The sequence below is a fragment of the Lysinibacillus sp. FSL K6-1151 genome (genome assembly GCF_038630755.1).
Classification (GTDB): Bacteria; Bacillota; Bacilli; order Bacillales_A; family Planococcaceae; genus Lysinibacillus; species Lysinibacillus fusiformis_D.
In genome coordinates, this window is sequence record NZ_CP152040.1 from 2,116,802 (window position 1) to 2,143,498 (window position 26,697).

Here is a 26,697-nt window from a genome sequence, read left to right on the forward strand (position 1 = left end):
TAATGGCAAAGTACTTTTTAAACCGCTTTTTTAGTATGACTATAGCAATGATTGGTTTAACGTTAATTGCATTTTCACTCATGCGTATTATGCCTGGTGATCCGATAGAGTCATATTATATGGCAAACCATATTCCAGTAACAGATGAAATACTAGAGCAAGCAAGAGAGGAGCAAGGGTTGGATAAGCCCTTGCTCACACAATATGTAACATGGCTTGGTGGAGTATTAAAATTCGACTTTGGAACTTCATATATGAATGGAAACGCAGTTAGTGAGGAATTATTGTCCTATTTTGGTGTTACAACTCAGTTGGCGCTCGTAGCTTTTCTATTAATATTAGTTATTTCTATTCCACTTGGGATTTTTAGTGCAGTAAAAAAGGGCTCTGCTTTTGATAATCTAACAAGAATGACTATATTTTTCATTGCCTCGATGCCTAGTTTTTGGCTAGGTTTCGTTCTGATTTATGTTGTAGCTTTTAAGCTTAATCTTCTTCCACTTATGGGATGGGGAAATTTAGATGCAATCATTTTACCAGCATTAACTTTAGCTTTGGCCAATGTACCATTTTACATTCGTATGATTCGTACAAATATGATTGAGCAAATGGATAAGCCTTTTATAACGTTTGCACGTGCTAGAGGTATAAGTGAGTCAGTCATTATTCGTAAGCATATTTTTAAAGCTACATTGACACCATTTATAACTTCACTTGCGATGACATTAGGGGTACTTATTGGTGGGGCTGCAATAGTTGAAATTATTTTTTCTATACCCGGCATAGGCCGTTATATTGTTACTGCAATAACAGCGAGAGATTATAACGTAATGCAAGGTTTCATTATGATTATTGGTTTCTTCTACATTATCATTAATTTTTTAGCGGATATAATATGTGCGTTTATTGATCCGAGAATTCGATTAAAGGAGGAATTGTGATGAGAAAAAAATGGGCATTTTACTGTAGTACGTTTCTTGTAAGCATCCTATTTTTTGTTGCGATATTTGGACCATTGCTTATGCCAAATGATCCTCATTTACCGAATATGGCCATGAAGCTACAAGGTTTTTCAATACAATATCCTCTTGGGACAGATCATTTAGGACGTTGCGTTTTATCAAGGTTAATCGAAGGTGCGAGAGTGTCGTTATTTGTTGCACTCATTGTACTACTAGTCACGCTACTAATTAGTATGGTCGTTGGTATAACTGCAGGCTATGTTGGAGGTTGGATTGATTTAGTCTTAATGCGTCTATGCGATATTTTGCTCGCAATTCCAAATTTTATTTTTGCGCTTATTATTGTTGGTGCACTTGGAGCAGGGATGGGAAATCTAGTAATTGCAATTGTCATTGTAATTTGGGTCGGCTTTGCACGAGTTATACGGAATATGGTTGTGAGTTTAAAAGAAACGAATTATGTGGTTTATGCCAAAATTTGCGGTGTCCCGACTTTGAAAATTATGTGGCGTCATATCGTACCGTTTGTATTTCCGCAAATGCTTCTACTAAAGCTAATCGGTTTAGGTTCAACGATATTAATGATTTCAGAGTTGTCTTTTTTAGGACTTGGGATAACGCCTCCAACAGCTGAATGGGGCATGATGATTAGTGAGAGTAAAACATACTTAATGATAAAACCTGAGTTAATGATCATTCCAGGTGTAATGCTTTCAATAACTGTATTAACTTTTAATGCATTTGGTGATTCGTTAAGAGATTTACTTAATCCAAAATCAGTGTGAGAAGAGGTGAAATAATATGTTAGAGATTAGAAATTTAACTGTATTTATCCATAATAAACAGGTGCTAAATCAAGTGAGCTTATCAGTTCTGAAAGGCAAGGTTGTTGGAATTATTGGGGAGAGTGGTAGCGGAAAATCTGTATTATGTTCGACGATTTTAAATCTTTACCGTAAAGAGCGATCTGCAAAGGGAAGTATTGAATTTGATGGAAAGAGTTTGCTTTCGATAGAGGAGAGAAAAATGCGTGAGGTGCGAGGAAAGGAAATTGGGCTCATTATGCAAAATCCAATGTCCATGTTTAATCCAATTGTGTCGATTGGTGGACATTTCATTGAAACGCTTCAAGCACATACAAAAATGTCTAAAAAGGAAGCAATTGAGAAAGCAAAGGAGCAGCTCGCACTTTTTCAATTAGGTAATGTAGAGATCTTAAACAAATATCCAAATGAACTAAGCGGAGGAATGCTTCAGCGTATCATGATTGCCATTGCAGCAAGCCTTGAGCCAAAGCTATTACTTGCTGATGAACCTACCACAGCACTAGATACTATGACACAACTTGAAATATTAAAGGAATTAAAAAAACTTCATGAGAAAACGGCAATGTCGATGTTGATTGTATCGCACGATTTAGGTGTTATTGCAAATTTAGCAGAAGAAATAGTTGTAATGAGAAGAGGGATTGTAGTTGAGCAAGGTCCCACTTCCCATATTTTATTGCACCCGATTCATCCTTACACTCAAACGCTTGTTGCAGCACGAGATGAGCATAGTAAGTTAGAAGAGCTTGCTGATAAGTATGAAGGTTCAGTATCAGGAGAGCTTGTCTTATATGATCAGAACCACTGGGTGAGAATGGAGGGGACAAACAGATGATCCAAGTACAGCAAGTATCTAAAAGCTATAGTCAATCACGATTTTTTAGGAAGAAAAATTCGATGGTAAAGGCAGTAGAAAATGTGTCGCTTAATATAAAAGAAGGCAGTTGCTTTACGTTGCTAGGACAAAGCGGTTCTGGAAAAAGTACGCTTGGTAAAATGATACTTGGAATTGAAAAGCCAGATGATGGTGTGATTTTATTTAATGGGATAAATGTACATAAAACAACTATAAATGAACGAAAACGATTGCAACAATCGTTACAAGTGGTATTTCAAGATTGTCATAGTGCAGTAAATCCTAAGCTTAAAATCAGAGACATTATTGTGGAACCAATACTAGTATATGAAAAGCTAGATATAAATCAAATAGAGGATCGTGTAGGAAAGTTACTAAAAATGGTTGGTCTGTCAGAAGAGGATATGATGAAATATCCTCAGCAATTCAGTGGCGGACAATTACAGCGAATTACAATTGCACGTGCGATTTCCACACAACCTCGATTGATTGTTTTAGATGAATCAGTAAATAGTTTGGATGTCTTGGTGCAAATTAGTATTTTAAAACTACTCAAACGATTACAGCACGAGTTAAAACTAACTTACTTTTTTATCACCCATGACATACATGTAGCTCGACTTTTGGCAGATGAAATCGCGATTATGCATAAAGGAAGAATTGTGGAACAACTACTGATAGATGAGTTAGAGAATGCAAAACATGTGGCCACAAAAGTATTATTGGATTCACAACTTAAAATCGATTCTATTCACCACCAATTGGACCTAAAAGAGGAGTTGGAATTATGAAAGTAAGTCCATTATCTTTTAGCATGCTACAAAACTACGGCTTGGCAATTTTTTATTTTACGGCTAATTCTGTATTAACTGTCATATTCCCTTTGCAGGCAGCTAATCACGGAATGAAAGAGGCAGAAATCGGTCTGATGATGGGAATCTATATGTTTGTTTGTATGGTGTTACGTCCATGGGCTGGTCAAATGGTATCAAAATACAGTGTCCATACAGTAATGAAATATTTATTACTAGGGCATGTAGCAGCACTCCTTTTGTATGTATCGCTTGGTGTTGAAAGTCTTTATGTTGTGCGCATTTTGCAAGGAATCGTGACGGCATTTTTCTCCATGTCGATGCAAATGGGTATCACGGAGACTTTACGAGATGAAGATAGAGGACAAGGTATGGCAATGTATTCTTTATCAAGTGTCATGCCAGGGTTATATGGACCAGCATTAGCAATGGTTATCTGGGTTCAAGGAGATGTATCTTGGCTATTAATTTTTATTACCTGCTTAGCTTTTGCACCTCTTATGTTTTTCATTAGATCACCATTACCGAAAGTAAAAAAAGAAAATGTATCGTTCACCTTGGAGGATATGAGAAAAGGAATGAAATTAGCTCGTGCGCATAAAGGGTTAATCGTTTCTTCGGGGGTAATGCTTATAGGTGCAAGTATATTTGGGGCAATCTCGACATTTTTACCTCTGTACTTTTTAACTACAAATACAGGGAATGTTGGGCTTTATTTATTTCTGCAGGCTCTAGTTGTTGTAGGGAGTAGATTTATTTTTAGAAAATATATTCCATCTGATGGAAAGTGGCATCCAGGTTTCATAACCCTTATATTGAGTAGCTCTATTATTGGGACAACGATGCTAGCGGCACTTCCTCTTATCGGATCGTTTGTCTATATTAGTGTTTTATTTAATGGAATAGCAGCAGCGATGTTATATCCTACATTAACCACATACATTTCTTTTGCAATTCCGGAGTCACATAAACATGTATTATTAGGGTTATTTTTAGCATCGTATGACTTAGGTTTTTCTTTAGGTGGGATGGTAATGGGTATTATCGTACAATTTGGTTCATATCCAATGATGTTTTCTGCATGTTCAGTAATTGGTTTATTGGCAATTATATATAATTTAACTGCTAGTGGAGAATATACTAACTTAGAACATTGTGATGCCCTTCAAAGGTCCAAGTAAAGAAGTCAATGAGAATGTCCAAAATACCTTCATTTTTAGCGTGACTTCGCTTCAACATCATTATATTTAATTTAAGATTGATTAGGAACTGATATTTTTTAGGATGGTTGAAAGAATGAATGATCAGATGGGTGCTATTTAAGGGCCATACCTAGTAAAGAAAAATGAAAAACCCCAAAAGACTGCATATAACAGGCTTTTGAGGGCTTTGTAGGGTACATATTACAAAATAAAAAAATTAGTCCGTGAAGCATAAAGATGATAAGTAACCTAACATTAATAAAAGACCAATACCCATTACGATGCTCATGATTTGTACCTCCTTTAAAAAACCGACACATTATTCATAAATATTGTACAATGAATTATAGAAATATGAAACCTTTTAATGGCGAGAACGTATATAATAATAGGAGAATTACCAATTTGTACATAAAGAGTAGGTGACAAAAAATGAAAACGTGGGTTAAAAAAAGTATAGTTATCATGGTTGCGTTTTTAACATTTGGTTTAATAACGCCTACACATGAAATTTGGGAAGCATTTGATCACAATCCTTCGAACCGTGCATCCATCGGCCCTGAACCGAGGACAAGCACTGCTGTTGCTGCTGAGCATGATGATTATCAAGACGAACAGATACAAATTCAAGAAGAAGAGATCGATTATAATGCCTTACTCCTAGATGCAGCAAGAGAGCAATCGTACATAAAATTTGGCACAAAAGTCGGTCCGAAAATTAGCAATGAATTCGACAGCATCATCTTCCCAAAAATGGAGGAAGCAATTGCGATGACAGTGGCTAATCTTGGCGATCAAAGCGCTGCATCATTAACAATCTCTGAAAAGCCAAGTGGTCATTATGGTGAAAAAATTTTCAATGTCATTAACAATGAAACCGGAGCAGATGTAATCCGTTTCCATGTGCGTACAGAAAAAAGACCACAGGAAGGCTACTACTATAACTTCCACTATCACAGTGCCGAGGACGAATTCATGGTACACCACAACCTTGGCGATATCTATTGGGAAAAAAACACACCACCGAAGTGGTTGTCATAAAAGATGTGAAACACTCGTTTACAATGCGAGTGTTTTTTTTATTTGGAAACATTGATATATCAACGTTTGTAGTAAATGTTTTTGTCATAGTCTTTTAGAGATATACAGAGTGGGGGAGGTAATGAAATATATGTACCCTAAAATCATCATTTTTTGATTTCCTTAGATTTAAATGAAATCTAAAGTGATGATTTCATCGTTAAAATAATGCCTTTTGAAATCCATTAATGCGGGCGATAAGCGAGATTTGTCCAACATGATATGCTTCATGCGTATACACATGATTAAACAGCCAATTTAGTGTAGGTACTGAAGGTGGCATCCATCCATCTGAAAATTTAGGAATTTCGACTAATTTATTGAGTTGCAAATCTCCTAATATATGTAATATGTCATCAGTATGTCTCTAATTTGAATATAGCTATCTAATATATCTTTAGGTGAACAAGCATCGTTAAGATTTAAAATACAACTTTTTTTAAGTCCAATTTCATTCACCCAATAGTCTTCACTACTTGATATATGAGAAATTAACCAAGCTAGATTATTTGGATAGAAATCTGGTTTCTTAAACCAAAATTCCTCATCAAGATTGTTTAGGTAAGGTATCAAAATTTTTCTAAGATCATTACGATATGGAAGCAGCAAATAAATACATCCTTTCACTTATTAATATGTTTATTATAAATGAATTGATAAGAAGGCTTTTTAGAAATTATAAAAATACTTTATTTCATAGTTCAAGAAGTATATGGCTGGAGAATTAAATATTTGGAATGATCAATCGAAAGAAAATGTGACATAGTGAGGTGTAAATAATTGGACGAAAGATTGACTGAGAAATCAGTAGGTAATTTTAAATACGACTGAAAAACTCTAAACATAAATCGAATGAATTCAATGATTATAATACTTTCTTTGCTTATTGCAAAGCTGTTAAAAGGTTGGGAGAATTAGAAGGTGCAAATGAGTCAAAACTAATTAAAGAATGGTGCAAAGATGATGGAGGTGTCTCTGGTGGAGTTTCCCTATAGTAGAACCACCGTATGGTAGAACACCTTTAGACAGCGACGTCTCTAATTAAGTTACGCATTCTAGGAGAATTGTGTTGCCAATAGGAGTAAATGAATTTGAATAGTTTAATGTCGCACTTTGAGGATGAAGGATAGCAAATGGAACATTATTATAAAAACCAGCACTCTGTTTTATTGGCACTATTTAGAACTCTATATAAAAAAATCCCCACTAATACGTTTTAAACGTCCTTAGAAGGGATTTTACATTTATTAAATTATTAGTGGATTAGACATACCATAACATGAGAACCTAAACAACTAGCACAAGCAACAGCACCTACAACATTTCCACCAAATATTACTGACGCACATGCAGCACTACATATTTGTTTTGTTAGTTCAGGAGCATCATACCAATAGTTTTTTTAGCATTCCCATGAATCACTCCAATAACCTGCTTTAGCACTATTAGTTGATAAAAGGGAAACTTCTGAATTTTCATCGAAATAAACATGTTTATCAATTACCTTATTTGTACTTGCTTCAAGAGTCATACCAAGCATGTCTTCGTTATTTAATGTTGCATAAGTAACATTGATTTCATCATTCTCTACATCTAGAGTTGATTTCATTATGATAAATTCACCGACTTCACCAGTTGTTTTATCATAAGTAGTCAGTAATCGTATATCAAAACTTTCATTGTTCTTTTTATAAGGAATCATCAAACCATCTTTATTCTTACCGTAATCCATATATTCAGTATTTTGCCAATCAAAGTCTTCTCTACTGTATTCACTATGTGTGAACTTCTCTGCAATATCTAAATCCTCTTTTACTTCATTTACGACTACTGAGTTATTAAGAAAACCATTCTTTTCAATTTGCAAAGGTGCTTGTTGTGAACAACTTACAATCATTATGTTCATTTGTTTCTTTAGCCAAAGCACCTAAATTTACAGATAGGGGTTGAAATGCTAAAAGCATAAGCATTTCAAAAAGGATTAATTTTTTCTTCATTTACTAATCCTTCTAACTTTAAATTTACTTTTTGAAAAATTTGTACCACGGCGTACCTATAAAGAAAACAGCAAACAATAGGATGAGAAAATCATAGGTTTGTATCCCATCTGAAAAAAAGATTAGTAATACGGCTATCAATGCCAATATTCTAAGTAGGACTGATTTTTTCATTTAAGACCCCCATTCTTTTCTGATATTGCGGGAACAGTTTATACACATAAACCATTCATAGAAAATTTTAACATTAAAATGAATGTTTTCTATATAAATTCCAAATGTTTTTCTTTTATATTATGAAGTTTATTCTCTTCTATTAAATATGTGTAACATAAAGTTTCTGTTTTACATAAGCAGGTAGTAAAATTAAAAGTAGACAAGAAGAGTCAAAGTCTAGTTTTTTGAGAAAAGGAGTGTTTTTATTAGAATTTAAGATTTAATAGAGTGATAGATGTCAAAGGATTATTAAAATAAAGTAGCTTGTTTCTACATGTGTAAACATCTCTGAAAAAAGTAGAAAAAAGAGCATACATACCAATTTGAAAAATTAAAGCAGTTGACTTTTCAGAGTATGTTTATGCTCAGAAAGGACAAAAATTAGCGGTTAATAATGAATCTACAGGTCAATTTAACTTTATTACTCAATTGGTAGATTCTAATAATAATAATATAGGAGATGAAGTATATTTCACTGATACTCAATATAGGACTGTACCAAGTTCTGGTAATTACAGGGTGAAAGTATATTGTAGTGATACATCAATTAAGGAAAGATGTACTGGAAGAGGTTCAGTCTCCCAATAAATATAAAGAGTAAGGATCTAAGTTCGAGTGTTAGTGAACTTAGATCCTTTTTCAATTATATTTTGTAATACAGCTAAATAATTCATACTTTTATTGAAATACTAAATATCGAAGGGAGGTTTATTGAAAACAGTTCAGAGATTGATGCTTTATTTTATTGATTGGGGTGTAGCAAAATGGTTAAAATAGTTTGTAATATTTTATTTATAATTAGTTGCATTTTTATTTTTACCTTTAGTGTTAATGTTTATGCAAATACTCAATCGTCCTCTTTAGTGGATAAATATTCTGAAGGAGGATATAAATCCCTTGACAGTGCTGTTCATGCGTTTGAAAAATACTACAAAACTGAAGTAAAGTTACCAACAATTCCTTCTACCATTTCATTTACACACAAATTCGGTAAATTTTATGTAGATTCTGAATATAATCTGAATACCACTTTAAACTTAGTTTTTGTAAATGAACATATAAAAGAGAATATATTTAAAATTGATATTCGGTCTTTAAAACATAAATTGGACTTTGAAGGTGAAAGTTATCCACTCAAAGATGGTAGTAAAGGAGTTTATTTTGAACATCAAATATATAAGTTCTTTGTCTTTGAAAAAAATAATTTGCAGTATATGTTTGGCATTCATAAAAAAGGTACCGATTCCATCAAACCAGAGTTACTTGTTGAAATGGCAAATTCAATTTAGCTTTAAATAAAAACCAGGGACTACTTGTGTACCTGGTTTTTTGAGGAATATCTACATCGTTTATTATCGAACATAACATTACTTCATTTGGTTATTTTTGGTATAAAACTATTCGTTTTAAGTAGAATCAAAAGGCTCAATCATTACAACTTTGTAAAATGGCGATAACTCTTCTACTAGCGGCTTAAAATCAAGTGCTGGTGTTCCTGTCCCAAAACCTGGTAGTAGCACGACTGTTTCTGTGCCTTGTCCTTGAATCAAAACATTCATATTTTTTCCATCCACTAATTTTTCTATCTTTTGAAAATTAATTCTTGATAGTCCTCCAAATGTTCAGTAATGGATAATGGATTAAACTACTATATGAATTTTGAGCGTCTAATTTGTAATAACAGTATACTTAGTCTTCATCTGGTTTGAGAATTAGTGTAAACGGAGGGGGAGGGAGGTTTACTTTAAATGCTGCATCATACCTAATGTTTAAATTCGGTTGAAGCTGCCTCTGTTGGAATTGCTAATGCTTAAGGTTTGCTAGCTGAATTTCAGGTTTGGCTACTTTAAATCAAGACACTTCACCACAATTTTTGCAAAACAACAAAATAAGTCGGGAGCCCGAAGCAATTAAAGATCTTATAGGTCTAACATTTCTATCGCAAGATAATTTTCATGACCAAGCTAACCAGTTGCAAAAGAGTTACTACTACAAGCTCTACAGATTTTCCATAATATCACCTCATTGGGTATAACGTGAAAAAAGCTATAGCTTTTGCAAAGGCTACAGCTTGAAGTCTTACAAACTCATCGCATTCTCCTAACTTTCAAAACTACCTAAAACCATAAAATCTACAATAACGCCACTTACTGGATTTTCTGAACCTAATACACTAATTCCTAATACTGTGACACCACTAATATTTGTAATATTAGCAGAGACATATTTTCCAGTACTATTCTTTTCTCTCATTTGTACTCTTGGTCTTGCATTTATCGATGAATTTGTAGAATATACACTTGCCACGGCATAGTCAATCGTTGATAATAGTGGATTGCCATTAGCTAATGCATTGTCTGTAAAATAAAACGTAGCTATACCATTTGCGTCTGATGTAGCTTGCCCATAAACAATGCGCCTTTCTTTTTTGGGATTCGACTCTCCCGCTTTAAACACATGCAATAATGTTGGTGCTAGTGTGATGAATTCAATACTCATAGTCTTACCCCTTGTTATATTTTGGCATTATTACTATACTATGAATTTTTTATTCGTTTATTACTTCTTCACTGTCCTTGATGATTCTTGTTTAGAGAGGAAGTTGAAAGAAATGATTGAGTGAACTACTTTGAACAGAATGTGCATTTAAAAATATTTAGTATTACAGGTGGTGAGCCAATGATGAGTAAAAAATCTGTCTAAAATTAAAAAGCTGTAGCGTTGTTACACGCTACAGCTCAAATCGGTTAATGCTCTTTGTTGGTTTAGTCATATAACATTATAACATACTGGAGAGCAAAATGGTGTTAAAAGGATAACAGGTAGCTACTACAGATCATTTATGGGTGATAATAGTAGCTATATTCATGCAAAGATAGCCATGTACGAAATCAAGAGGGATGCAAGTAATCAAGTGTTAATTACAGCAGCTTATTTAGTGGTCAAAATTATAAAATGAAGGCATACGAGCAAGCGATTGCAGAGTACAACAGATGCATCCATGATTCCACTTGCTTAACTCATACTGTTGGAGTCAGTGCCTTGATTTCTCAAATTGTCTCCTAGTAGCATTCATGTTAGAGCTTATGCTAGATTTTGAGAAATTTTGTTTTACTAGTATAATTGGAATATATTCGTTATTGTGTTTTGAGATGGGAGAAATGTATGAAAGATCGTAAGCAAGTGGTCATCGAAGCAACATTGCAATTATTTACTGAAAAAGGGTATCAGCACACATCGGTTCAAGATATTTTAGATAAAGCCAATATTTCAAAGGGGACATTTTATAACTATTTTTCATCCAAAAATGAATGTCTTTCAGCTGTGCTCGAACAAAATCGTCTAGAAAGAAATGTTTTAAAAGAGGAAATTCTAGTCGGCAAGAAAATAGATGATATAGAAGTTTTAGTTGAACAATTAATCGCTTCCTTAAGGATTAAAGAAAAATATAACTTAATGCCTTTATTTCGAGAAATCTCTTTTTTGCATGATGAAGAGTTGCAAAAAATTCTTGCTGAACACCGTTTTTATGAAATCACATGGCTAAAAAATAGATTTTATGATATTTATGGGGAGGATGGAAAGCCCTATTATTATGAGTGTGCAATCATATTTTTTGGTACGTTCCAGTATATATCCTTTTATTGGAATTTAGCAACTAAGACAACAATTGATATAAAAAAGGTAGTCTACAGATCGATAAAGTATGTAGAAAGTTTTCTTCCAGAAATGATTGAGAGTGGAGAAATATTATTAGAGCCAAATGATATGTATTTGCTTGAAATGGATTCAGCGTACAAGCCGATCACAAACGATCAAATTCAAAAGAAACTAGAACTGTTTTATAAAAAAATATCGACGGTTGAGCTTCAGCAAAAATCAACGGAACTAACGACGTTGCTTTTGGATGAAATGAGTAGAGAAAAGCCGCGCATAAGCGTTTTAGAACTCATTATCCAACCATTTCGTAGTTCTTTTTCTGACACAATTTATAAATATGAAGCGGAAGAAATCGCTAATCTTTGCTGGCTTTATATGAAAAGTCCAAACAAAGCATAATGACCAGACCAGCTTTTTCTCATAAAGTTGGTCTTTTTCGTCTATCCATGGCCAAATTAATAGGGCGTTGCAATTACTAATTCAGGAAATATTATTTGCATTTTACATTACAGCTTTATGTAGAAAGGTCGTGATGAAAGTAAGGGGATTATGGTTAACCACAATAAAAGTATTGTTAGAATTAATAAGAATTGTTTTGATTTTTCTCATTTTTGGATGCTTGCTGTGGGGAGGCGTAAGGCTTATTTATACTACTTTACGAATAAATGTCGATGGTACTTACGGAGGCTGGCTAGGAGGAATCGCCATATATTTTTTATTGTTTGTCCTCTATCGTAATAAACTACAATTTTCAGGTTTTTATGATGGCCCAAAGCAACAAAAACTACCTAGAAAAATAACTTACATTTTAGTTACTGGCTCTATTTTTCTATTAATACTTCCGCTGTTGCTCTCGATTAAATAGCGTCTTGATTTTATGCATTGCCCCACTTTTACGTGGTATATAATGGATATGACTAAAAGTAAAGGAGTTAGGACGATGCCAGAATTTAAGAAGAGGGCAGAAGTATCTTTTATCACGAATATATCCCGATTTGATTACCTGAAAGAACAACTACAAGAAGTAGCTGGAAAATTTAATTTCAATCATCTTCAGCTTTCCAAAATAGTTGATTTACCGATAAATGAGCTGGAAAGTTTGCTAAATGGTAAGGGGAATATTACGACTGACCAGCAGGAAATAATAGAGCATAAATTAGCCAAGTTATGTTTTGGTTTTCAAGGTTTTGATGCAAAAGAAAGAGCAACATTGCTCTTGAATGATCTCGTTAAGGATTACATGTTTTCAACAGCAAGTATCGCAAAAATAATTCATGTAGAAGAAAAGGAACTCAACGATTTTAGACAAGCACAAGTAATGGATAGAGAGGCAGAATTGAAAATATGTGTGAATGTGATTCTGCTATATTTTGTTTTACATAACTAATAAGCCCACATCGCCTTTACACGGGAATTGCCAGAAGAGATATAGAAGGATATTATTATCCATTTCATTATGACGAAATGCAAAATGGTGTATTGACAGACAAACTTTGTATACAGATTAGCGGATGATATTTATATATCGAAATCCTACCCGTTAGTCTCGCGATGACAACCACTCCTTGAAGAGTGGTTTTTTGTTGTTTCCGACATAATAGTTATAGGCGCTTTCTGTATATTGAATGTAGACATAAGTTTTTGTATAAAAATATCGTTTAACTCTCAAAATAAAAGAAAATTTGATTGATCGTGGGGTACTCTAATGGAGAATATGATGATGGAACTGAGCTCTAAGTTTGCAGATCATGATGATTTTTTCGTGGAGGAGGAGCTAATAGATCAAACAACCATCTATCTTATGGGATTTAAAACATTGATTGATTTTGCCAAGTCCAATCTATACATTCGGCAAATGGCTGCTTCATCTGCCTCAGTAGGGGAGCTTTTTACAAACCTTAGTGATCAACTTGATATGGATATTGAACAAATTGTCAATGCTGTTTTGGAGGGGAAATTGATCGTCTTATCTCAAGGAGGACGCCAAAATGCGATAGTTGATCCTATTTCCATCAATTTAACAAGAAGTATTGAAGAACCGAAAAATGAAAGCCCTATTCAAGCTTCTATGGATGCATTTGTTGAAGATATTCATGTAAATGTTGGACTTATTCGAAAAAGGCTGAAAACGGCAAGGCTCTCTCATTGTACCTTTCAAGTGGGCGAGCTAGAAAAACGTAATTTGTCCATGTTATATATCAATGGAAGAGCATCAAGTGATCTTATTGAAAAAGTCAATCAGCAGTTAAAAGAAATTGACACGGATATTGAATCCATTGATGATTTGAACAAGTATTTTGGTGTTCGGAGAGGGAGTCCTGTTAGTCATTTTTTCCCGACAGAAGTGCCGATACAAGCCATTCATGCATTAAAAAAGAATAGAATTGTCCTTTTCTTAGACAATTACCCTTTCGCCCTAGTTTTTCCACATCTATTGCCAGATATGTTTAGTATTGTGAATGATCGAAACTTCCCGTATGTGCTATCAGTTATGCTTCGCGTTCTTCGGGTCGTAGGCGCTATACTGACACTCATTCTGCCAGCATTGTATGTCGCGTTAGTATCTGTCAATCCTGAGATATTCAAATTTGATCTTGCATTATTTGTGGCAAAAAGCAGAGAAGGGATTCCTGTTCCTGCTTTGCTTGAAACGATCATCATGGTCGTATTAATTGATTTAATATTAGAAGCGATTGTAAGACTGCCGAAAAGTATTGGACCGACCATTTCAATGGTAGGAGGCGTTATATTAGGCCAAGCAATGGTTGAAGCGAAATTAGTCAGTACCTTATTAGTAATTGTCATTACAGCCATTGTTATTTCAAGCTCGGTCGTAGCAGGTATTCAAAATTCGTTATACATTCGTTTATTAAAATATCCTATTTTAATTTTAGCATCTATTTTCGGCATTCTTGGTATATTTACTGGTTTAGCACTTACTGGCATTTATTTGGCGAGTTTAACTTCATTTCATATTCCGTATACGACATTTCGCTTGAAAAGAGAAGGAGATACTAAGTGACCCATAGGTTTCAAATTGGTATAGTTTTTTTTATTATCCATTTAAGCTTTGGTTTTCTGCTTTACCCTGATCTCATCTATTCGTTGACAGATGCGGGGCATTGGTTAGTCATTTTGTGTCAGGGTGTATTGCAATTAATGTTAATTTCACTCTACATTAAAGGTTTGAATTTTTTTCCTAATCAAGATATTATTGATATTTATTTAAAAATGGGACGGTTGGTTGCATTCATCATCCTGCTACCATTTGTCCTGAATTTAACGGTACTTGTTGCGCTTAATATCCGTACCTATACAGAGGTAATTAATTCTTTATTTTTATTACGAACACCGCATTGGCCAATAGCCTTATTGCTTTATTTTATATCGGCTTATACGGCAACAAAAGGCTTAGGGACAATATTGCGATCTTCCGTATTTATTTTTTTTATGATTACTCCTTTCATACTGTTTATCATTGTCTCTTCCATAGTAAATTTTGATTTTCATAATGGATTCCCAATACGAAATTCATCGTTTGAGTTCTTACTAGATATCCATTTTTACTATCTCATTGGATTTTCAGCATTTTTATTTTTAGGATTTATGGTTTCTAAAAAACCATTGGTATTTCGAGATATTTTTATAGCCTGGTTTTCTGTCATCATGGTTTACTTAGCCTTTGTTTATATACCACTTTTTATTTTTGGACAAGAAACAGTTGTTACCATGTCCTTACCCTTTGTAGTAGCGGTGGACTCAGTTGATATTCGTTGGCTAGCTTTTAACCGCCAAACGATGTTCTTTGGTATTTCTTCAATTGGCTTTATGTTAATTTTTAATGCTGTGATGCTTTGGATGATTAGTCAAATTATGCAGAAATTATTCAGCAGGCTTCACGTAAAATCAGCATGGTGGATTATGATCTTTTCACTTATTGGATATACTGCAGGATTATTTATTCCGAATCAAGTTTGGACAAATACATTGATTTTGTTGAATAGAGGGGCTCAAGTTTATTTTATGCTTATGATCCCTGTAACGGTATATATCTATGGCATTGTGATAAAGAGAAAGGTGACGAACGATGAAAGAAAATCATCCTTGTAGCATGCTCATTATATGTATGTTTTTGCTATTACCTTTTCTTGGCGGATGCTGGGATGTGAAAGATATCGATAAAAGATTATTACCTTTGGTTATAGGTATTGCTAAGGAGAATGAGGACTATCATGTGACGCTGCAAATCCCCATTACACAAAAGGAAAATGAAGTATCAAGAATTGTAACAGGCAAAGCAGATACGGTTTTAAAGGTGCTAGGGGAAGTTCGTACAAACTCTGAAGAAGCAGTGGATTACTCCCATATAGAATTAATTGTCATTCAAAGCAACTTGGCGGCCGATCAAGCGGAATTAAGGGAGCTCATAAAATTTTTAATGGATTCGGAAGAAATCCCTTCGAGAGCATTGTTAACCATAACTGATGATAAAATCGACAAAGTCCTTTCCAACATTAACGATAAATTAGGGGTGAATGCGACTTCCATTTACAATTACTTTAACAAAGGGGCAGGGTGGGCACCTGAGATAACAAGCATTCATATTTGGGAAGTATACCGAAGTCTATTTTCTTATACAAAAGATATTACAGTTCCAGTTGTTCGTGCTGGAAATGATACAGTGTTAGTCTATGAAGGCTCTATGGTGTTGAAAAATGGTGAATTAATGGCAAGAATTAATTCAGATGAAAGCCAGCTAAGTAAGCTATTTCAAAACGCGAATGCAAAGGGGAAAATCGAAAGCCTTGATTTAGCGAGTATTATGGTGGTCAACAGTTCCCTTAAAAATAAAGCCTCTTTGAAGAACAATAAACCCGTTGTGGCAAGTCATTTAAAATTAAAAATCGATATTTTAGAGAGAAAAAAAGATGTGTCAAATGACCAAATTATGAAAGAGCTAACAAAGCTTATGGAAAAACGGTTTTATGATATGTTTGAACAAGCCCAAGCAAATGGGGTGGAGATTTTCGGATTTGGACAACTCTTTCGTGATCAGCTCTCCTATCAAGAACTAAGGAACTGGAGAGAAGGCTTTTATCCTTACTTGAAGGTGGATTTTCAGGTGAATGTGAGTGTAGACTCATAGCTATCTTGTGGCATAAGGAAGGGCAGAAATGTTGCTGGCACAACACTTCTGCCCTTAATCAATCGCTATTTTTTCGTAATGCGCTCAAAAAATTCGACGGTTTTATTCATATCTGTAACATGTTCATTGCACGTCTTACTATCCGCACAAATGTAATTGCTATGGGAGGTAAATGTGCCAACGACCTGTCCTTTGATCGAGGTAGTAAACAAGCCAACATCTGCATGGCGATTACAGATGGCGCAAATGCCGCGTACAGTGCTGTTGGCAAATGTGCCTTTAATACCTGCTAACTGTCCATTTTGATCAAGGACAACGTATTTTCGATGTGTGCCAGGGTCATCCCATGCAAGATAACAAATTCGCTGGAAATCGAGTGCTTCTAGATTTGGTAGCTTTAGCTTTTTCTCCTTTTTAAATAAGGTTTTAAGCGTACTGGCTGTCACTGGCTTGAACGGGATGACATATGGCTTTAATTGTTCTAAAAAGGCATCCCCTTGCGCCCGATCTGTTATAGCAAAAAGTTGTTCAATCAGCTTTGTTTCCGTTGCTGATAACTCTAGTTTTGTCGTTACCTCTGTATCCACAAGGCCCCGAACGGCTAGGATGACGTTTTTATCGTTCGTTGTCGTAAGAGCATGTAAAATTTTATTTAATTGCTGTTCTAGTAAATGATAATTAGCGACCGTTAAAAACGGCTGAATTGTTTGTTGTTCCATTTGAAATCTCTCCTGTTTAGTAGGCTATTTTATAAACTTTTGGCCTAAAGAGATCATTCAATTTTAGGTTATTTGTATAACTTAATCTAGACCTCTTTGACCTAAAGAAGACGTTCTAGAGCAAGCATTACAAGTGAATGCGTTCATGTCGATTCCTCCTTGAAAGAAAACTACGATTATTATAACATCTTTTGACATTTTGATAAATGCTAAAGCTCTACTTATTTTCTGAATTGTTTGATAGGTAGAAAATTGGTATAATGGTCTAAATTGGTTGACAGAGGGGGACTTTTTATGAAACAGATGACTGCATGGAAAACAACGCTTACTTGGAGAATTTATCAATTGTAGGAGGCATTATGATACTCAATAAACAAGGCTTTGATTTATGGGCGGACGGGTATGATCAAACCGTGCAACTAAGTGAAGAAAATAATCAATATCCATTTGCAGGCTATAAAGTGATTTTAAATAAAATTTTTAATGAAGTAATGGAGGTTCCTGCTTCCACGGTTTTAGATATTGGCTTTGGGACAGGTGTATTAACAGCGAAGCTTTATGAACATGGGCACGCCATCAATGGCCTCGATTTCTCATCCAATATGATCGCCATTGCGAAGGAAAAAATGCCACAGGCCAACTTAATCGAGTGGGACTTAACGAAAGGCTTGCCACCAGCGCTATTACAGCAATCATACGATGCCATTGTTAGTACGTATGCGCTTCATCATTTTACAGATGAGCAGAAGATTACGTATATCACACAATTACTACGGCAGCTAACGCCAACTGGTAAAATATTAATTGGCGATGTTGCCTTTGAAACAAGAGCGCAGCTGGAACAATGCCGTCAAGACAGCAAAGGTTACTGGGATGATGATGAATTTTATTTTGTCCATGAGGAGCTAAAAGCCTCGTTACAGGATATTTGTCAGCTTAGATTTTATCCGCTATCGCATTGTGGTGGGGTTTTTGTGATAAAAGCTATTACGAGATAAAATGACAGTTCTTCTCCACATAAAAGGAGCTATCGAATGGATAGCTCCTTTTATCTGTTAAGCAAACATCGACAAAATATATTTGCCAGATAGCATAGACAGCGGGGGCGCTCATGACAGAAAATGCTTGGTTTAAACCAGCTTGTTAAGAGAAAGGCTAGCATAGTAAATAACAGCATACCCACCGCTCCAAAAACGGTGTTTTGTAAGATGATATGAAAGGTATCTTCCTTCCTATTTTTCATTTGCATGCCCATATTAATAAGCATGAGAATGGGCAAGGCTGTAATGATGCCTGACAAAATCAAAACTTAGATTGGCTTAGTAGTAGCGCTAACACCATAATGGTGACACCTACTAAAGAATAGAATCAGAAGAAAGTAATGATACTGTGGAAAATGCTTGTGTACAATTACCTCTTCATCCTATTTAGCAAAATATGCAGAAAGATAGGTGGGGACAAAAAATAGAGAGACTATTTCTGAGAAGGCGTGTCTCACTCAATCTATTCAAAAGAAATATCTGAAAATATAAACTTTAATAAGCTATCTTTTAATATATCGCTTTATACGATATAATCGTATAAAGCGATATATCAAAGGAGTTAGCATGATGATTAAAGAGATAAATGACTATTTTACAACGATATTCTATCATCTACATACAACACATGAGGATGTTATTTCCCATCAAAGCGTACGTATTTTACAGATGATTCAAAAGGAAGAGGAAGTCACGGTGCGTGATATTGCAGGATTATTAAATATTTCTCATAATACAGCATCAGAGCATGTGAAAAAGCTAGAGCGGCATGGCTGGGTGACGAAAGAACGAGGGCGTGACGACCAGCGTAAAGTGATACTTCATTTAACAGCAGAAGGTCTACAGGTGCTGAAGAAAAACTCGGAGTTAGATGATGCTAAGCTACAGCAAGCCCTTCATCAGCTAACTGAACAAGAACAGCAAGCCATCCTCCAGGCATTTCGACGTCTAAGTGAGGTGGCAAAATAATGTATACATTTTTTAAAATCCTGAGCTCAGCAGCCATCATTGGTATTGTGACAGAGGTGGCACGAAGGTTTCCTACCTATGGCGGAATTATTGCCGCATTACCATTGGTCAGTATTTTAAGTATTATTTGGCTAACGGTGCAAAGTGAGCCAAGTGAGCATATTCAGCGTTTTACAGTGGGTGTCATCGTTGGTTTACCAGCAACGATGTGTATGCTTTTTGTTATTTATATGGCGATGAAATCCTCGATGCATATTGTACTCGCGATTGGTCTCGGTGTGCTGTCATGGGCTGTGTTCCTAAGCATACAAAAGGCCATTGCAGGTGTTTTTCATATTTCAATGTAAAAGGGGGAATTTTATATGACAATTATGGCGATTCATCAAGTGCCAAAACAAGAGGTAAACCAATTTTTTCAGGAGCATTGGGGTTCGACCGAGATGGTCATTTCCAGTGGTATCTATAACTGTAGTGAATTAGACGGCTTTGTTTTTGTAAATGAGCAACAAGCAATGATTGGTTTGATCACCTACATTATACGAGAAAGGGACTGTGAAATCATTTCATTAGATAGTACAGTCGAGGGCAAAGGCATTGGGACAGCTCTTGTGAAAGCCGTCGAACAGACAGCGGTGGAACAAAACTGTGCAAGCATTTCTTTAATTACCACAAATGATAATTTGCATGCCTTAAAGTTCTATCAAAAACGAGGGTATTGTTTAATAGAAATACTGCGTAATGCAGTTGAAAAAGCGAGGGTCTATAAGCCTTTTATCCCATTACTCGGCGATGACGGCATTCCGATACGAGATGAAATACGTTTACAAAAACAACTTGACTTCCAATAAGTCAGGTTGTTTTTTGTTATACTGTGGATGAGGAAAGAGAGGGAAAGCATGAAAAAAATACTATTTATTTTAGTACTGAGTGTGCTTGTGGTCGGAGCTGTTTTTATGATTTATCTCAAAAGTAATCCACCGCTCGCCATCGAAAGCTATACAAGTAAACAGGGGAATGAGGCAGTCAAAATCATTGCACTTGAGAATAAGGGCTTGCGTGATATCAAGCTAACACAGCTACTTGTCAATGACCGGCTTCCTGAGAGTACAGAGCTTGTCATTAGTAAGTCAGAACCATTCGAGGCGGAAACTAAGCTAGAGGGAAATGAGCATCTATCCTTTCATAAGTTATCACAGCGTACGATTTTACCTCGGCAATACATAGATCCACAAGCCATTGGCAAGGAGCCTCAGCATTATGCGGTTCAAGTCCAAGCTCCTGATATCAGGAAAATAACGATTCAATATGAATATTTAAAAATACCCTTTACGCTAACTGCCGAGCTACAAGCAAACAAATAACCAATTGCAGAGCAAATTTTGTCTTATCCTTTATGCCTGTGTCAATTCCTAAGATTGTTTGATGAAAAGCACCTATCCCTCCTAAATCATGGTAATCTTATAGTAACAGCAATTGTGATACTAGGAGGGACCTAATGGCATTTATCATTTGTGGTATAGTACTATTTATCTGTGTTATCACTGTGGTTTTAGTGTTTAGGAAAAAGTTTTCAAAAAATGATATTATGCTTGACGTGACAGCCACCTGTGAAGGGAGAAATGAAGACAAACAAGCAATTATGAAAATATATTTTACGTATTCCATTGGCCGTCTTGTCACAAGGAAACGAGATATCATAGGTAGTATTGAGTGGTCTGAAGGGTGGATGCCTGTCAGCTATAACTTAAAAGAGCATGGTGTTTATCGTGAGGAAAAACTTCTCTATGCAACGAACGAGCAGTCTTATTCTACCTTTGAAATCAATGCGACGAATGCTATTGATGAACAAGGTCGAGGAGAGGGCTATGTTGTCCTTGTACTGGAAAAGCCGAATCCTTCTCATATGTCCAGAGCAGGTGTTGTACTAGCTGTCACTGCCAATATGGTTACCTATCAATTAGCAGACTCAACCAGCTGGCACAATGATGTGGTGGTCCATTAGCTATCCAATTTATTGGATAGCTTTTTTGGTGCTTAAAAGTAAATTTAGGCCGTTTATGGAACCAAATGGTGGGAATATCGTATAGAAAGAGGAAGGACTTGTAGGGTGAAGGAGGATATGGATGTCCAAATGTTCAAGCAATAGCTATGACTTAAAGCTAGTCGCAATCGATGAGCAAATATGTGCACTTTTACAGCAACGTAAAGAGGTATGCGGTCATACCCTAGGTTTTCCCTCAGATGAAATCATTTCGGAATGGGCACAGCAATATGGTTTCGATCACACTTTTTTAGCTATATTCTTTCACTTAATGAGAAGAGAAAAATACTATAATCCAAAAGTAGAACCAACAGGCTTCCGTCACTATATCCCTGTGTTACAAACGGTAGAAAAGGGAGGGCGATTGTATACGCTTTCTTCTATTCGTCAATATGAAAATGCCAGTATTGTGCAGTTATTAGTTGATTGGGATGAGCAGCAAGAACCAGAGCAAACGATTCAACAAAAATTAGAGCGAAAACATCTTGGTCTATTCATTGATGAGTCCTATGAATGCCAAATTAGAGGTACAAGAGGCTCGAATGGACATGAAAGCAGTACATTTATAGTGACGCCACCCTTGCCAGAAGATATCCAAGGATTTGATTTTGTTTTTACACAATACGAAGATGTTTTTGAAGAAAAACCTACAGGATGGGCTGTCACCATACATGGTTAGGAGGAATGTTCAATGAAAAAATGGCTTTTTCCATTGGTCATCGTAGTCATTCTAGTAGCGGCCTGTCAAAGCCCTGAGCAAGAGGTGCACTATATTGCCAAAAGTGAGCATTGGAAAGCAATCTATCACAGTAATGGTGATGAGGGCTTACGCTTATTTTATCTAGGGAATCATGATGATCTAGGACCTTTAGAAATCACGATTGAGGGGACAAAAGAATCCCAAAGTTTAAGCGATGTTCAGTTAAATAAAGATGGCTATTATTCCTTCACAAAGAAAGAAAGTGAGAAAATTTTTAAACGAGAGACAAAGCCAATGGTTCATGTGCAATGGCAATCTGATAGCGAGACTTTAGAAGTGAAAAATCATTAGGAGATAATAAAAATATGCGAATTGAACAACGCGAGGATGTAGTCATCATAAATGGATTGGAGATTGGTGGATCTATTCAAAAAATGCACCACATGTCAAACTCAGATTATTTATGATGACACGTTCGATAGTTATTTTTGTGCAAGCTGTAATGAGTGGCTTGAGGAGGCATGTGAAGATCCGCATTGCACCTACTGCGTCCAACGACCAAACTCCCCATTGTCAGACAATCGCTAAATTTTTTTTATTTTCATGTTTGACAAAAAATCCACGATTCGTTATAGTAATTAACAATTTCATACAAAAATGAAATAAGCAATGATAAGGACAAGAGATTCGATTAACCATTTTCAGAGAGGGAAGCACTGGCTGCAAGCTTCCTAATGTTGTGATCCCATCTTACTACCTTGGAGCTGTGCTTGGAAACTTGCACCGTCTTTTGCTACGTTATAGCAAAGTCAATGAGCCACTAGCACATAAACTAGTGGGAATTTGGGTGGAACCACGGGTAATCAACACATACTCGTCCCTTCTTAGGGGCGGTTATGTGTTTTTTTATTTTGATTCAGCAAATATTTTTTGTATCGAAAGCATAGCGGCAGATATAGAAGGCCCTTTCCGAAGGGGAACGGAATCAAGATAAAAAGCCTCTGGCGGATGTCCTAGATTTTGAAGAGTAGCTTTTCGAGCTTGCTTGAAAAAAATCAGGACACAATTACCCCGAGGCGTAAATGATTTTATAACAAAAAAGGAGTAGAGAACATGTCAAATCAAGATATTCACATTCAATTTCCAGATGGTCAACAGCAAACTTTTACAAAAGGCGTGACACTAACCGATATTGCGCAAGCTATTCGTCCTGAGCTTCGCAAAAAGGCAGTAGCAGGAAGTGTTAATGGAACCATCGTTGATTTGACGCACCCGATTACAGCAGATGCTCAAATTTCATTGTACGATGCAAGCTCGAAGGAAGGAATCGAGGTTATTCGCCATTCAACAGCTCATCTATTAGCTCAGGCGATTAAACGACTTTACCCCCATGCCCAATTTGGGGTAGGACCAGTGATTGAAAATGGTTTTTATTATGATATAGAGATTGCAGATACGCTAACACCGAGTGATTTGCAGCGAATTGAGAAAAAGATGAAACAAATTGTGCAGGAAAATGTCCCGATTCACAGGCGCGAAGTGTCACGACAAGAAGCCAAACAATTATTTGTGCATGATGCGTTAAAGCTAGAACTGTTAGAGGCAATACCTGCGAATGAGACAGTAACGATTTATGAGCAAGGAGAGTTTTACGATTTATGTCGCGGCCCTCATATTCCATCCACAGGTAAGTTGCAGCACTTTAAATTAATGCAAGTGTCAGGTGCGTATTGGCGTGGCGATAGCAACAATCAAATGCTCCAGCGTATTTATGGAGTAGCTTTTGCCACAAAAGAAGAATTGCACAATCATTTTGTATTTTTGGAGGAAGCGGAAAAACGGAATCATCGCAAGCTAGGCAAAGAACTATCGTTATTTATGTTTTCAGAGGAAGCACCTGGCATGCCTTTTTATTTAGCAAACGGTCAAATTTTACGCAATGAGCTGGAATCGTATTTGCGCAATCTACAAGCGAAGTATGACTATAGAGAAGTACGGACTCCACTGATGATGAACCAACGTCTATGGGAGCAGTCGGGACATTGGGACCACTATAAGGATAATATGTATTTTACACAGGTCGATGATCAGAGCTTTGCCTTAAAGCCTATGAACTGCCCTGGTCATATGCTGATTTTTAAAAATTCCTTACACTCTTATAGAGATTTACCCATTCGTATGGCGGAATTTGGGCAAGTGCACCGACATGAATTTAGTGGAGCCTTGAATGGTCTATTACGTGTACGTTCATTTTGTCAGGATGATGCCCATATTTTCGTAACACCACAGCAAATTGAAGATGAAATTGCCTTGGCATTAAACATTATTGATGAAGTGTACAACGTCTTTGGCTTCGAGTATACGATTGAATTATCGACACGACCAGATGATTATATGGGTGATTTGGCTTTGTGGGATCAAGCGGAGGGGGCACTGGAAAATGTCCTCAAGAATTTAGGTATTGCCTATACGATTAATGAGGGCGATGGGGCATTCTATGGACCGAAGATTGACATCCATATTAAGGATGCCATTCAGCGCAGTCATCAGTGTGCAACGGTTCAGCTCGATTTCCAGCTACCGGAGAAATTTGATTTAACGTATATTAATGAAAATAATGAAAAAGTAAGACCTGTTGTTATTCATCGGGCAGTGTTTGGCTCGATTGACCGCTTCTTAGGTATTTTAATTGAACATTTCAGTGGGGCATTTCCGACTTGGCTTGCACCACAGCAAGTACTAGTGATGGGTGTAGCAGACGCCCATCAAGCTTATGCTAAGCAAGTAGTAGAAGCTTTACAACAGGAACAAATTCGTGTGCAATTAGATGATCGTCAAGAAAAGCTCGGTAAAAAGATACGCGAAGCCCAATTGCAAAAAATACCGTATATTATTGTTATTGGTGATCGAGAGGTTGCCAATCAAAGTGTAGCTGTACGTAGACATGGTCAGCAAGATTCCACTGACAAAACACTACAGCAGTTACGAGATGAAATAAAGACAGCCATCCAACAAAAAAGTTTATCTTAATAGTCAGCTATAGAAAAGAAAGCTTGCTTTGAATGAAGAACATTCGAAGCAAGCTTTTCAATTATTAAAATTATTTATTTCTATTTTTTGAAATGACTACTAGAATCTACATGATGTGCATACAATGAATTAAAGGTGCTTGGTACTTTCTTGAAAATGCGAATGTCCCAGTAAAATTTCCTGGGTTTCAGCGTCGATGACAAGAAATTTGCGATAGGTCTCATCGGTATTGTGCTGAAAGGATGCTAAAAAATAAACTTGTCGATTGGGATGAATAAAAGTATGTTGAGAGAGGTCTATTGTTTCCTGTTTACCATCTGTTTGTAAATAAAAGCTCTGTGTCGCATTTGCTACATCTTTAAAAGCCATCTTTTGACGAATATTCAATGAAGCATTGGTATATTCCTCATAAATTGCACGATTAAGCTGCTGATAAAATTCGTCCTCATCACGAAACGATTGAAATTGGTTGTTTGGATATTGATATAGTGTGTTTATTTCAGTTGGTGTGCAAAGTGTGGGTGTTGTATGGTCTACTGAATGTTGAGGTGGCAATATTATTTTGGAAACAACCATAAAAGTTAAGAAAAATACGTGCATCGTTCAACCTCCAAATGTTTTCTTATCAAAAACATCGCCTAGTTTTTCTTACTCTATACATAAAAACGCTGGCTAGAGGGAATGCATGTATCATCCTGGATAAAACCAGCCAAAGAAAGTTGGTCTGGCTTTATCACTATCTATTCTTTCTTCTATATATATGCCTCGTTATGATTAGGAAGCTTGTGCTTGTTTTAAATATCTATTAAGTAGGACATCCAATTCTTGACTGTAATCTACTACGGTAGGGTGGGTGAAACCAAGATCCTTTGCTTTTTTATACATAATTCTACGTTTGATCTCAATTTCCGCCTTCAAGAATTGTTTAAGTAATAAGTTTACCAAGATATTTTCCTCCTAATTTTTTTATCCATATTCTTGAAATACATTTTTTATGACCTCGATTCAACTTTCTCATTGTATATCACTTATATTAAAAAAAATGTCATATTGTGTATCATTTCTCAAATTCGTAATTTAGTCATAGATAAGAACCTTCATCCTATTTGATTTTAAAGAAAAAATTTATCTATAATAGATAAAATATACTAATAATTCCTCCCTTTATTGAATTGAATATGAGACTTAAAACCCTATCGGCGGAAAATGGTGGGGTTTTTAGCTTGCTGTAATTTAGAAAGTATTAAGAGAAAAAATGAGAAACTTTAAACCTTTTATACTATGCAAAAAGTTGCTGTTAGAGATCGAATTTTCCGATAATTCAGCGTGTTATTCATATCTTGTCACATTTTAGCAAATTCCCTTTGATGTTGTTTAGAAATGTGGACATTTCATTTTGTATGGTGAAATGTTGAGAATTTTTGAAATTAATGGAATAAT

28 protein-coding genes and 1 pseudogene are annotated in these 26,697 nt (G+C 35.7%); 21 read left to right on the forward strand and 8 right to left on the reverse strand.

What is annotated here, in order from left to right:
• The first annotated feature begins 2 nt into the window (after positions 1-2).
• From nikB to MHI04_RS10230, 6 genes are all read left to right on the forward strand, one after another.
• On the forward strand, positions 3-941 hold the full coding sequence (nikB, locus tag MHI04_RS10205) for a nickel ABC transporter permease (protein WP_101966620.1): 939 nt from the start codon (positions 3-5) through the stop codon (positions 939-941).
• The gene (locus tag MHI04_RS10210) at positions 941-1,747 is read left to right on the forward strand and encodes an ABC transporter permease subunit (RefSeq protein ID WP_036122528.1); all 807 of its coding nucleotides are present in this window, start codon (positions 941-943) and stop codon (positions 1,745-1,747) included. Before nikB ends, MHI04_RS10210 begins: the two co-directional genes overlap by 1 nt.
• A 16-nt stretch (positions 1,748-1,763) precedes the next feature.
• Positions 1,764-2,624, forward strand: a complete 861-nt coding sequence (locus tag MHI04_RS10215) for an ABC transporter ATP-binding protein (protein ID WP_058843109.1) — start codon at positions 1,764-1,766, stop codon at positions 2,622-2,624.
• On the forward strand, positions 2,621-3,436 hold the full coding sequence (locus MHI04_RS10220; RefSeq protein ID WP_051891653.1) for an ATP-binding cassette domain-containing protein: 816 nt from the start codon (positions 2,621-2,623) through the stop codon (positions 3,434-3,436). The genes MHI04_RS10215 and MHI04_RS10220 overlap by 4 nt, the downstream gene beginning before the upstream one ends.
• A complete protein-coding gene (locus MHI04_RS10225; protein ID WP_051891652.1) occupies positions 3,433-4,638 on the forward strand; it encodes an MFS transporter in 1,206 nt (401 codons plus the stop codon). The genes MHI04_RS10220 and MHI04_RS10225 overlap by 4 nt, the downstream gene beginning before the upstream one ends.
• Before the next feature lie 453 nt (positions 4,639-5,091).
• Complete coding sequence (locus MHI04_RS10230) at positions 5,092-5,700, forward strand: YpjP family protein (RefSeq protein WP_036122522.1); 609 nt, start codon at positions 5,092-5,094, stop codon at positions 5,698-5,700.
• Positions 5,701-6,075: 375 nt separating this feature from the next.
• On the opposite strand, the gene MHI04_RS10235 is transcribed toward MHI04_RS10230, so the two are convergent.
• The 3 genes from MHI04_RS10235 to MHI04_RS10245 form a co-directional block, all read right to left on the reverse strand.
• Positions 6,076-6,366, reverse strand: a complete 291-nt coding sequence (locus MHI04_RS10235; RefSeq protein ID WP_249645746.1) for a DinB family protein — start codon at positions 6,364-6,366, stop codon at positions 6,076-6,078.
• A 775-nt stretch (positions 6,367-7,141) separates the two neighbouring features.
• On the reverse strand, positions 7,142-7,645 hold the full coding sequence (locus MHI04_RS10240; RefSeq protein WP_342535661.1) for a hypothetical protein: 504 nt from the start codon (positions 7,643-7,645) through the stop codon (positions 7,142-7,144).
• Positions 7,596-7,736 (reverse strand): hypothetical protein, encoded by a 141-nt coding sequence (locus MHI04_RS10245; protein WP_342535662.1) that lies wholly within the window; start codon positions 7,734-7,736, stop codon positions 7,596-7,598. The genes MHI04_RS10240 and MHI04_RS10245 overlap by 50 nt, the downstream gene beginning before the upstream one ends.
• Before the next feature lie 980 nt (positions 7,737-8,716).
• Between MHI04_RS10245 and MHI04_RS10250 the strand changes: the two genes are divergently transcribed.
• Complete coding sequence (locus MHI04_RS10250) at positions 8,717-9,241, forward strand: carbon monoxide dehydrogenase (RefSeq protein ID WP_342535664.1); 525 nt, start codon at positions 8,717-8,719, stop codon at positions 9,239-9,241.
• A 129-nt stretch (positions 9,242-9,370) separates the two neighbouring features.
• Here MHI04_RS10250 and MHI04_RS10255 read toward each other — a convergent pair.
• Both MHI04_RS10255 and MHI04_RS10260 read right to left on the reverse strand, forming a co-directional pair.
• A pseudogene (locus tag MHI04_RS10255) lies at positions 9,371-9,526 on the reverse strand (alpha/beta hydrolase); the annotation flags it as partial.
• Positions 9,527-10,052: 526 nt separating this feature from the next.
• Complete coding sequence (locus tag MHI04_RS10260; protein WP_036122512.1) at positions 10,053-10,451, reverse strand: hypothetical protein; 399 nt, start codon at positions 10,449-10,451, stop codon at positions 10,053-10,055.
• A 666-nt stretch (positions 10,452-11,117) separates the two neighbouring features.
• Between MHI04_RS10260 and MHI04_RS10265 the strand changes: the two genes are divergently transcribed.
• From MHI04_RS10265 to MHI04_RS10285, 5 genes are all read left to right on the forward strand, one after another.
• Complete coding sequence (locus MHI04_RS10265; RefSeq protein ID WP_089932218.1) at positions 11,118-12,011, forward strand: TetR/AcrR family transcriptional regulator; 894 nt, start codon at positions 11,118-11,120, stop codon at positions 12,009-12,011.
• A gap of 541 nt (positions 12,012-12,552) precedes the next feature.
• Positions 12,553-12,999: an HTH domain-containing protein gene (locus MHI04_RS10270; RefSeq protein ID WP_058843116.1), complete on the forward strand. Its 447-nt coding sequence runs from the start codon at positions 12,553-12,555 to the stop codon at positions 12,997-12,999.
• Between the two features lie 318 nt (positions 13,000-13,317).
• Positions 13,318-14,634: a spore germination protein gene (locus tag MHI04_RS10275; protein WP_342503835.1), complete on the forward strand. Its 1,317-nt coding sequence runs from the start codon at positions 13,318-13,320 to the stop codon at positions 14,632-14,634.
• The gene (locus tag MHI04_RS10280) at positions 14,631-15,722 is read left to right on the forward strand and encodes a GerAB/ArcD/ProY family transporter (RefSeq protein ID WP_058843117.1); all 1,092 of its coding nucleotides are present in this window, start codon (positions 14,631-14,633) and stop codon (positions 15,720-15,722) included. Before MHI04_RS10275 ends, MHI04_RS10280 begins: the two co-directional genes overlap by 4 nt.
• A complete protein-coding gene (locus MHI04_RS10285) occupies positions 15,700-16,758 on the forward strand; it encodes a Ger(x)C family spore germination protein (protein WP_089932215.1) in 1,059 nt (352 codons plus the stop codon). The genes MHI04_RS10280 and MHI04_RS10285 overlap by 23 nt, the downstream gene beginning before the upstream one ends.
• 65 nt (positions 16,759-16,823) lie before the next feature.
• Here the strand turns inward: MHI04_RS10285 and MHI04_RS10290 are convergent, their stop codons facing one another.
• The gene (locus MHI04_RS10290) at positions 16,824-17,477 is read right to left on the reverse strand and encodes an elongation factor G-binding protein (protein WP_036122498.1); all 654 of its coding nucleotides are present in this window, start codon (positions 17,475-17,477) and stop codon (positions 16,824-16,826) included.
• A gap of 359 nt (positions 17,478-17,836) precedes the next feature.
• On the opposite strand from MHI04_RS10290, the gene MHI04_RS10295 reads away from it, so the two are divergent.
• The 9 genes from MHI04_RS10295 (at position 17,837) to thrS (ending at position 25,257) form a co-directional block, all read left to right on the forward strand.
• Positions 17,837-18,475: a class I SAM-dependent methyltransferase gene (locus tag MHI04_RS10295; protein WP_058843208.1), complete on the forward strand. Its 639-nt coding sequence runs from the start codon at positions 17,837-17,839 to the stop codon at positions 18,473-18,475.
• A 612-nt stretch (positions 18,476-19,087) separates the two neighbouring features.
• Positions 19,088-19,486: a MarR family transcriptional regulator gene (locus MHI04_RS10300; protein WP_271913280.1), complete on the forward strand. Its 399-nt coding sequence runs from the start codon at positions 19,088-19,090 to the stop codon at positions 19,484-19,486.
• The gene (locus MHI04_RS10305) at positions 19,486-19,833 is read left to right on the forward strand and encodes a DUF3147 family protein (protein ID WP_036122492.1); all 348 of its coding nucleotides are present in this window, start codon (positions 19,486-19,488) and stop codon (positions 19,831-19,833) included. Before MHI04_RS10300 ends, MHI04_RS10305 begins: the two co-directional genes overlap by 1 nt.
• A gap of 15 nt (positions 19,834-19,848) precedes the next feature.
• Positions 19,849-20,334 carry a GNAT family N-acetyltransferase gene (locus MHI04_RS10310; protein WP_342535666.1) on the forward strand — a complete coding sequence of 162 codons (486 nt, stop codon included), beginning with the start codon at positions 19,849-19,851 and terminating at the stop codon, positions 20,332-20,334.
• Positions 20,335-20,382: 48 nt separating this feature from the next.
• On the forward strand, positions 20,383-20,847 hold the full coding sequence (locus tag MHI04_RS10315) for a hypothetical protein (RefSeq protein WP_058843179.1): 465 nt from the start codon (positions 20,383-20,385) through the stop codon (positions 20,845-20,847).
• A gap of 134 nt (positions 20,848-20,981) precedes the next feature.
• Positions 20,982-21,488 carry a hypothetical protein gene (locus MHI04_RS10320; RefSeq protein ID WP_089932209.1) on the forward strand — a complete coding sequence of 169 codons (507 nt, stop codon included), beginning with the start codon at positions 20,982-20,984 and terminating at the stop codon, positions 21,486-21,488.
• Between the two features lie 121 nt (positions 21,489-21,609).
• Positions 21,610-22,206, forward strand: a complete 597-nt coding sequence (locus MHI04_RS10325) for a hypothetical protein (protein ID WP_342535668.1) — start codon at positions 21,610-21,612, stop codon at positions 22,204-22,206.
• A gap of 12 nt (positions 22,207-22,218) precedes the next feature.
• Complete coding sequence (locus MHI04_RS10330; protein ID WP_058843181.1) at positions 22,219-22,578, forward strand: hypothetical protein; 360 nt, start codon at positions 22,219-22,221, stop codon at positions 22,576-22,578.
• 762 nt (positions 22,579-23,340) lie between these two features.
• Complete coding sequence (gene thrS / locus MHI04_RS10335; protein WP_342535669.1) at positions 23,341-25,257, forward strand: threonine--tRNA ligase; 1,917 nt, start codon at positions 23,341-23,343, stop codon at positions 25,255-25,257.
• Between the two features lie 129 nt (positions 25,258-25,386).
• Here thrS and MHI04_RS10340 read toward each other — a convergent pair whose 3' ends face one another.
• Together MHI04_RS10340 and MHI04_RS10345 are read right to left on the reverse strand one after the other, a co-directional pair.
• Positions 25,387-25,857, reverse strand: coding sequence for a hypothetical protein (locus MHI04_RS10340; protein WP_058843184.1), 471 nt, complete (start codon positions 25,855-25,857; stop codon positions 25,387-25,389).
• 174 nt (positions 25,858-26,031) lie between these two features.
• A complete protein-coding gene (locus tag MHI04_RS10345; protein WP_036122469.1) occupies positions 26,032-26,202 on the reverse strand; it encodes an aspartyl-phosphate phosphatase Spo0E family protein in 171 nt (56 codons plus the stop codon).
• Positions 26,203-26,697: the final 495 nt, after the last annotated feature.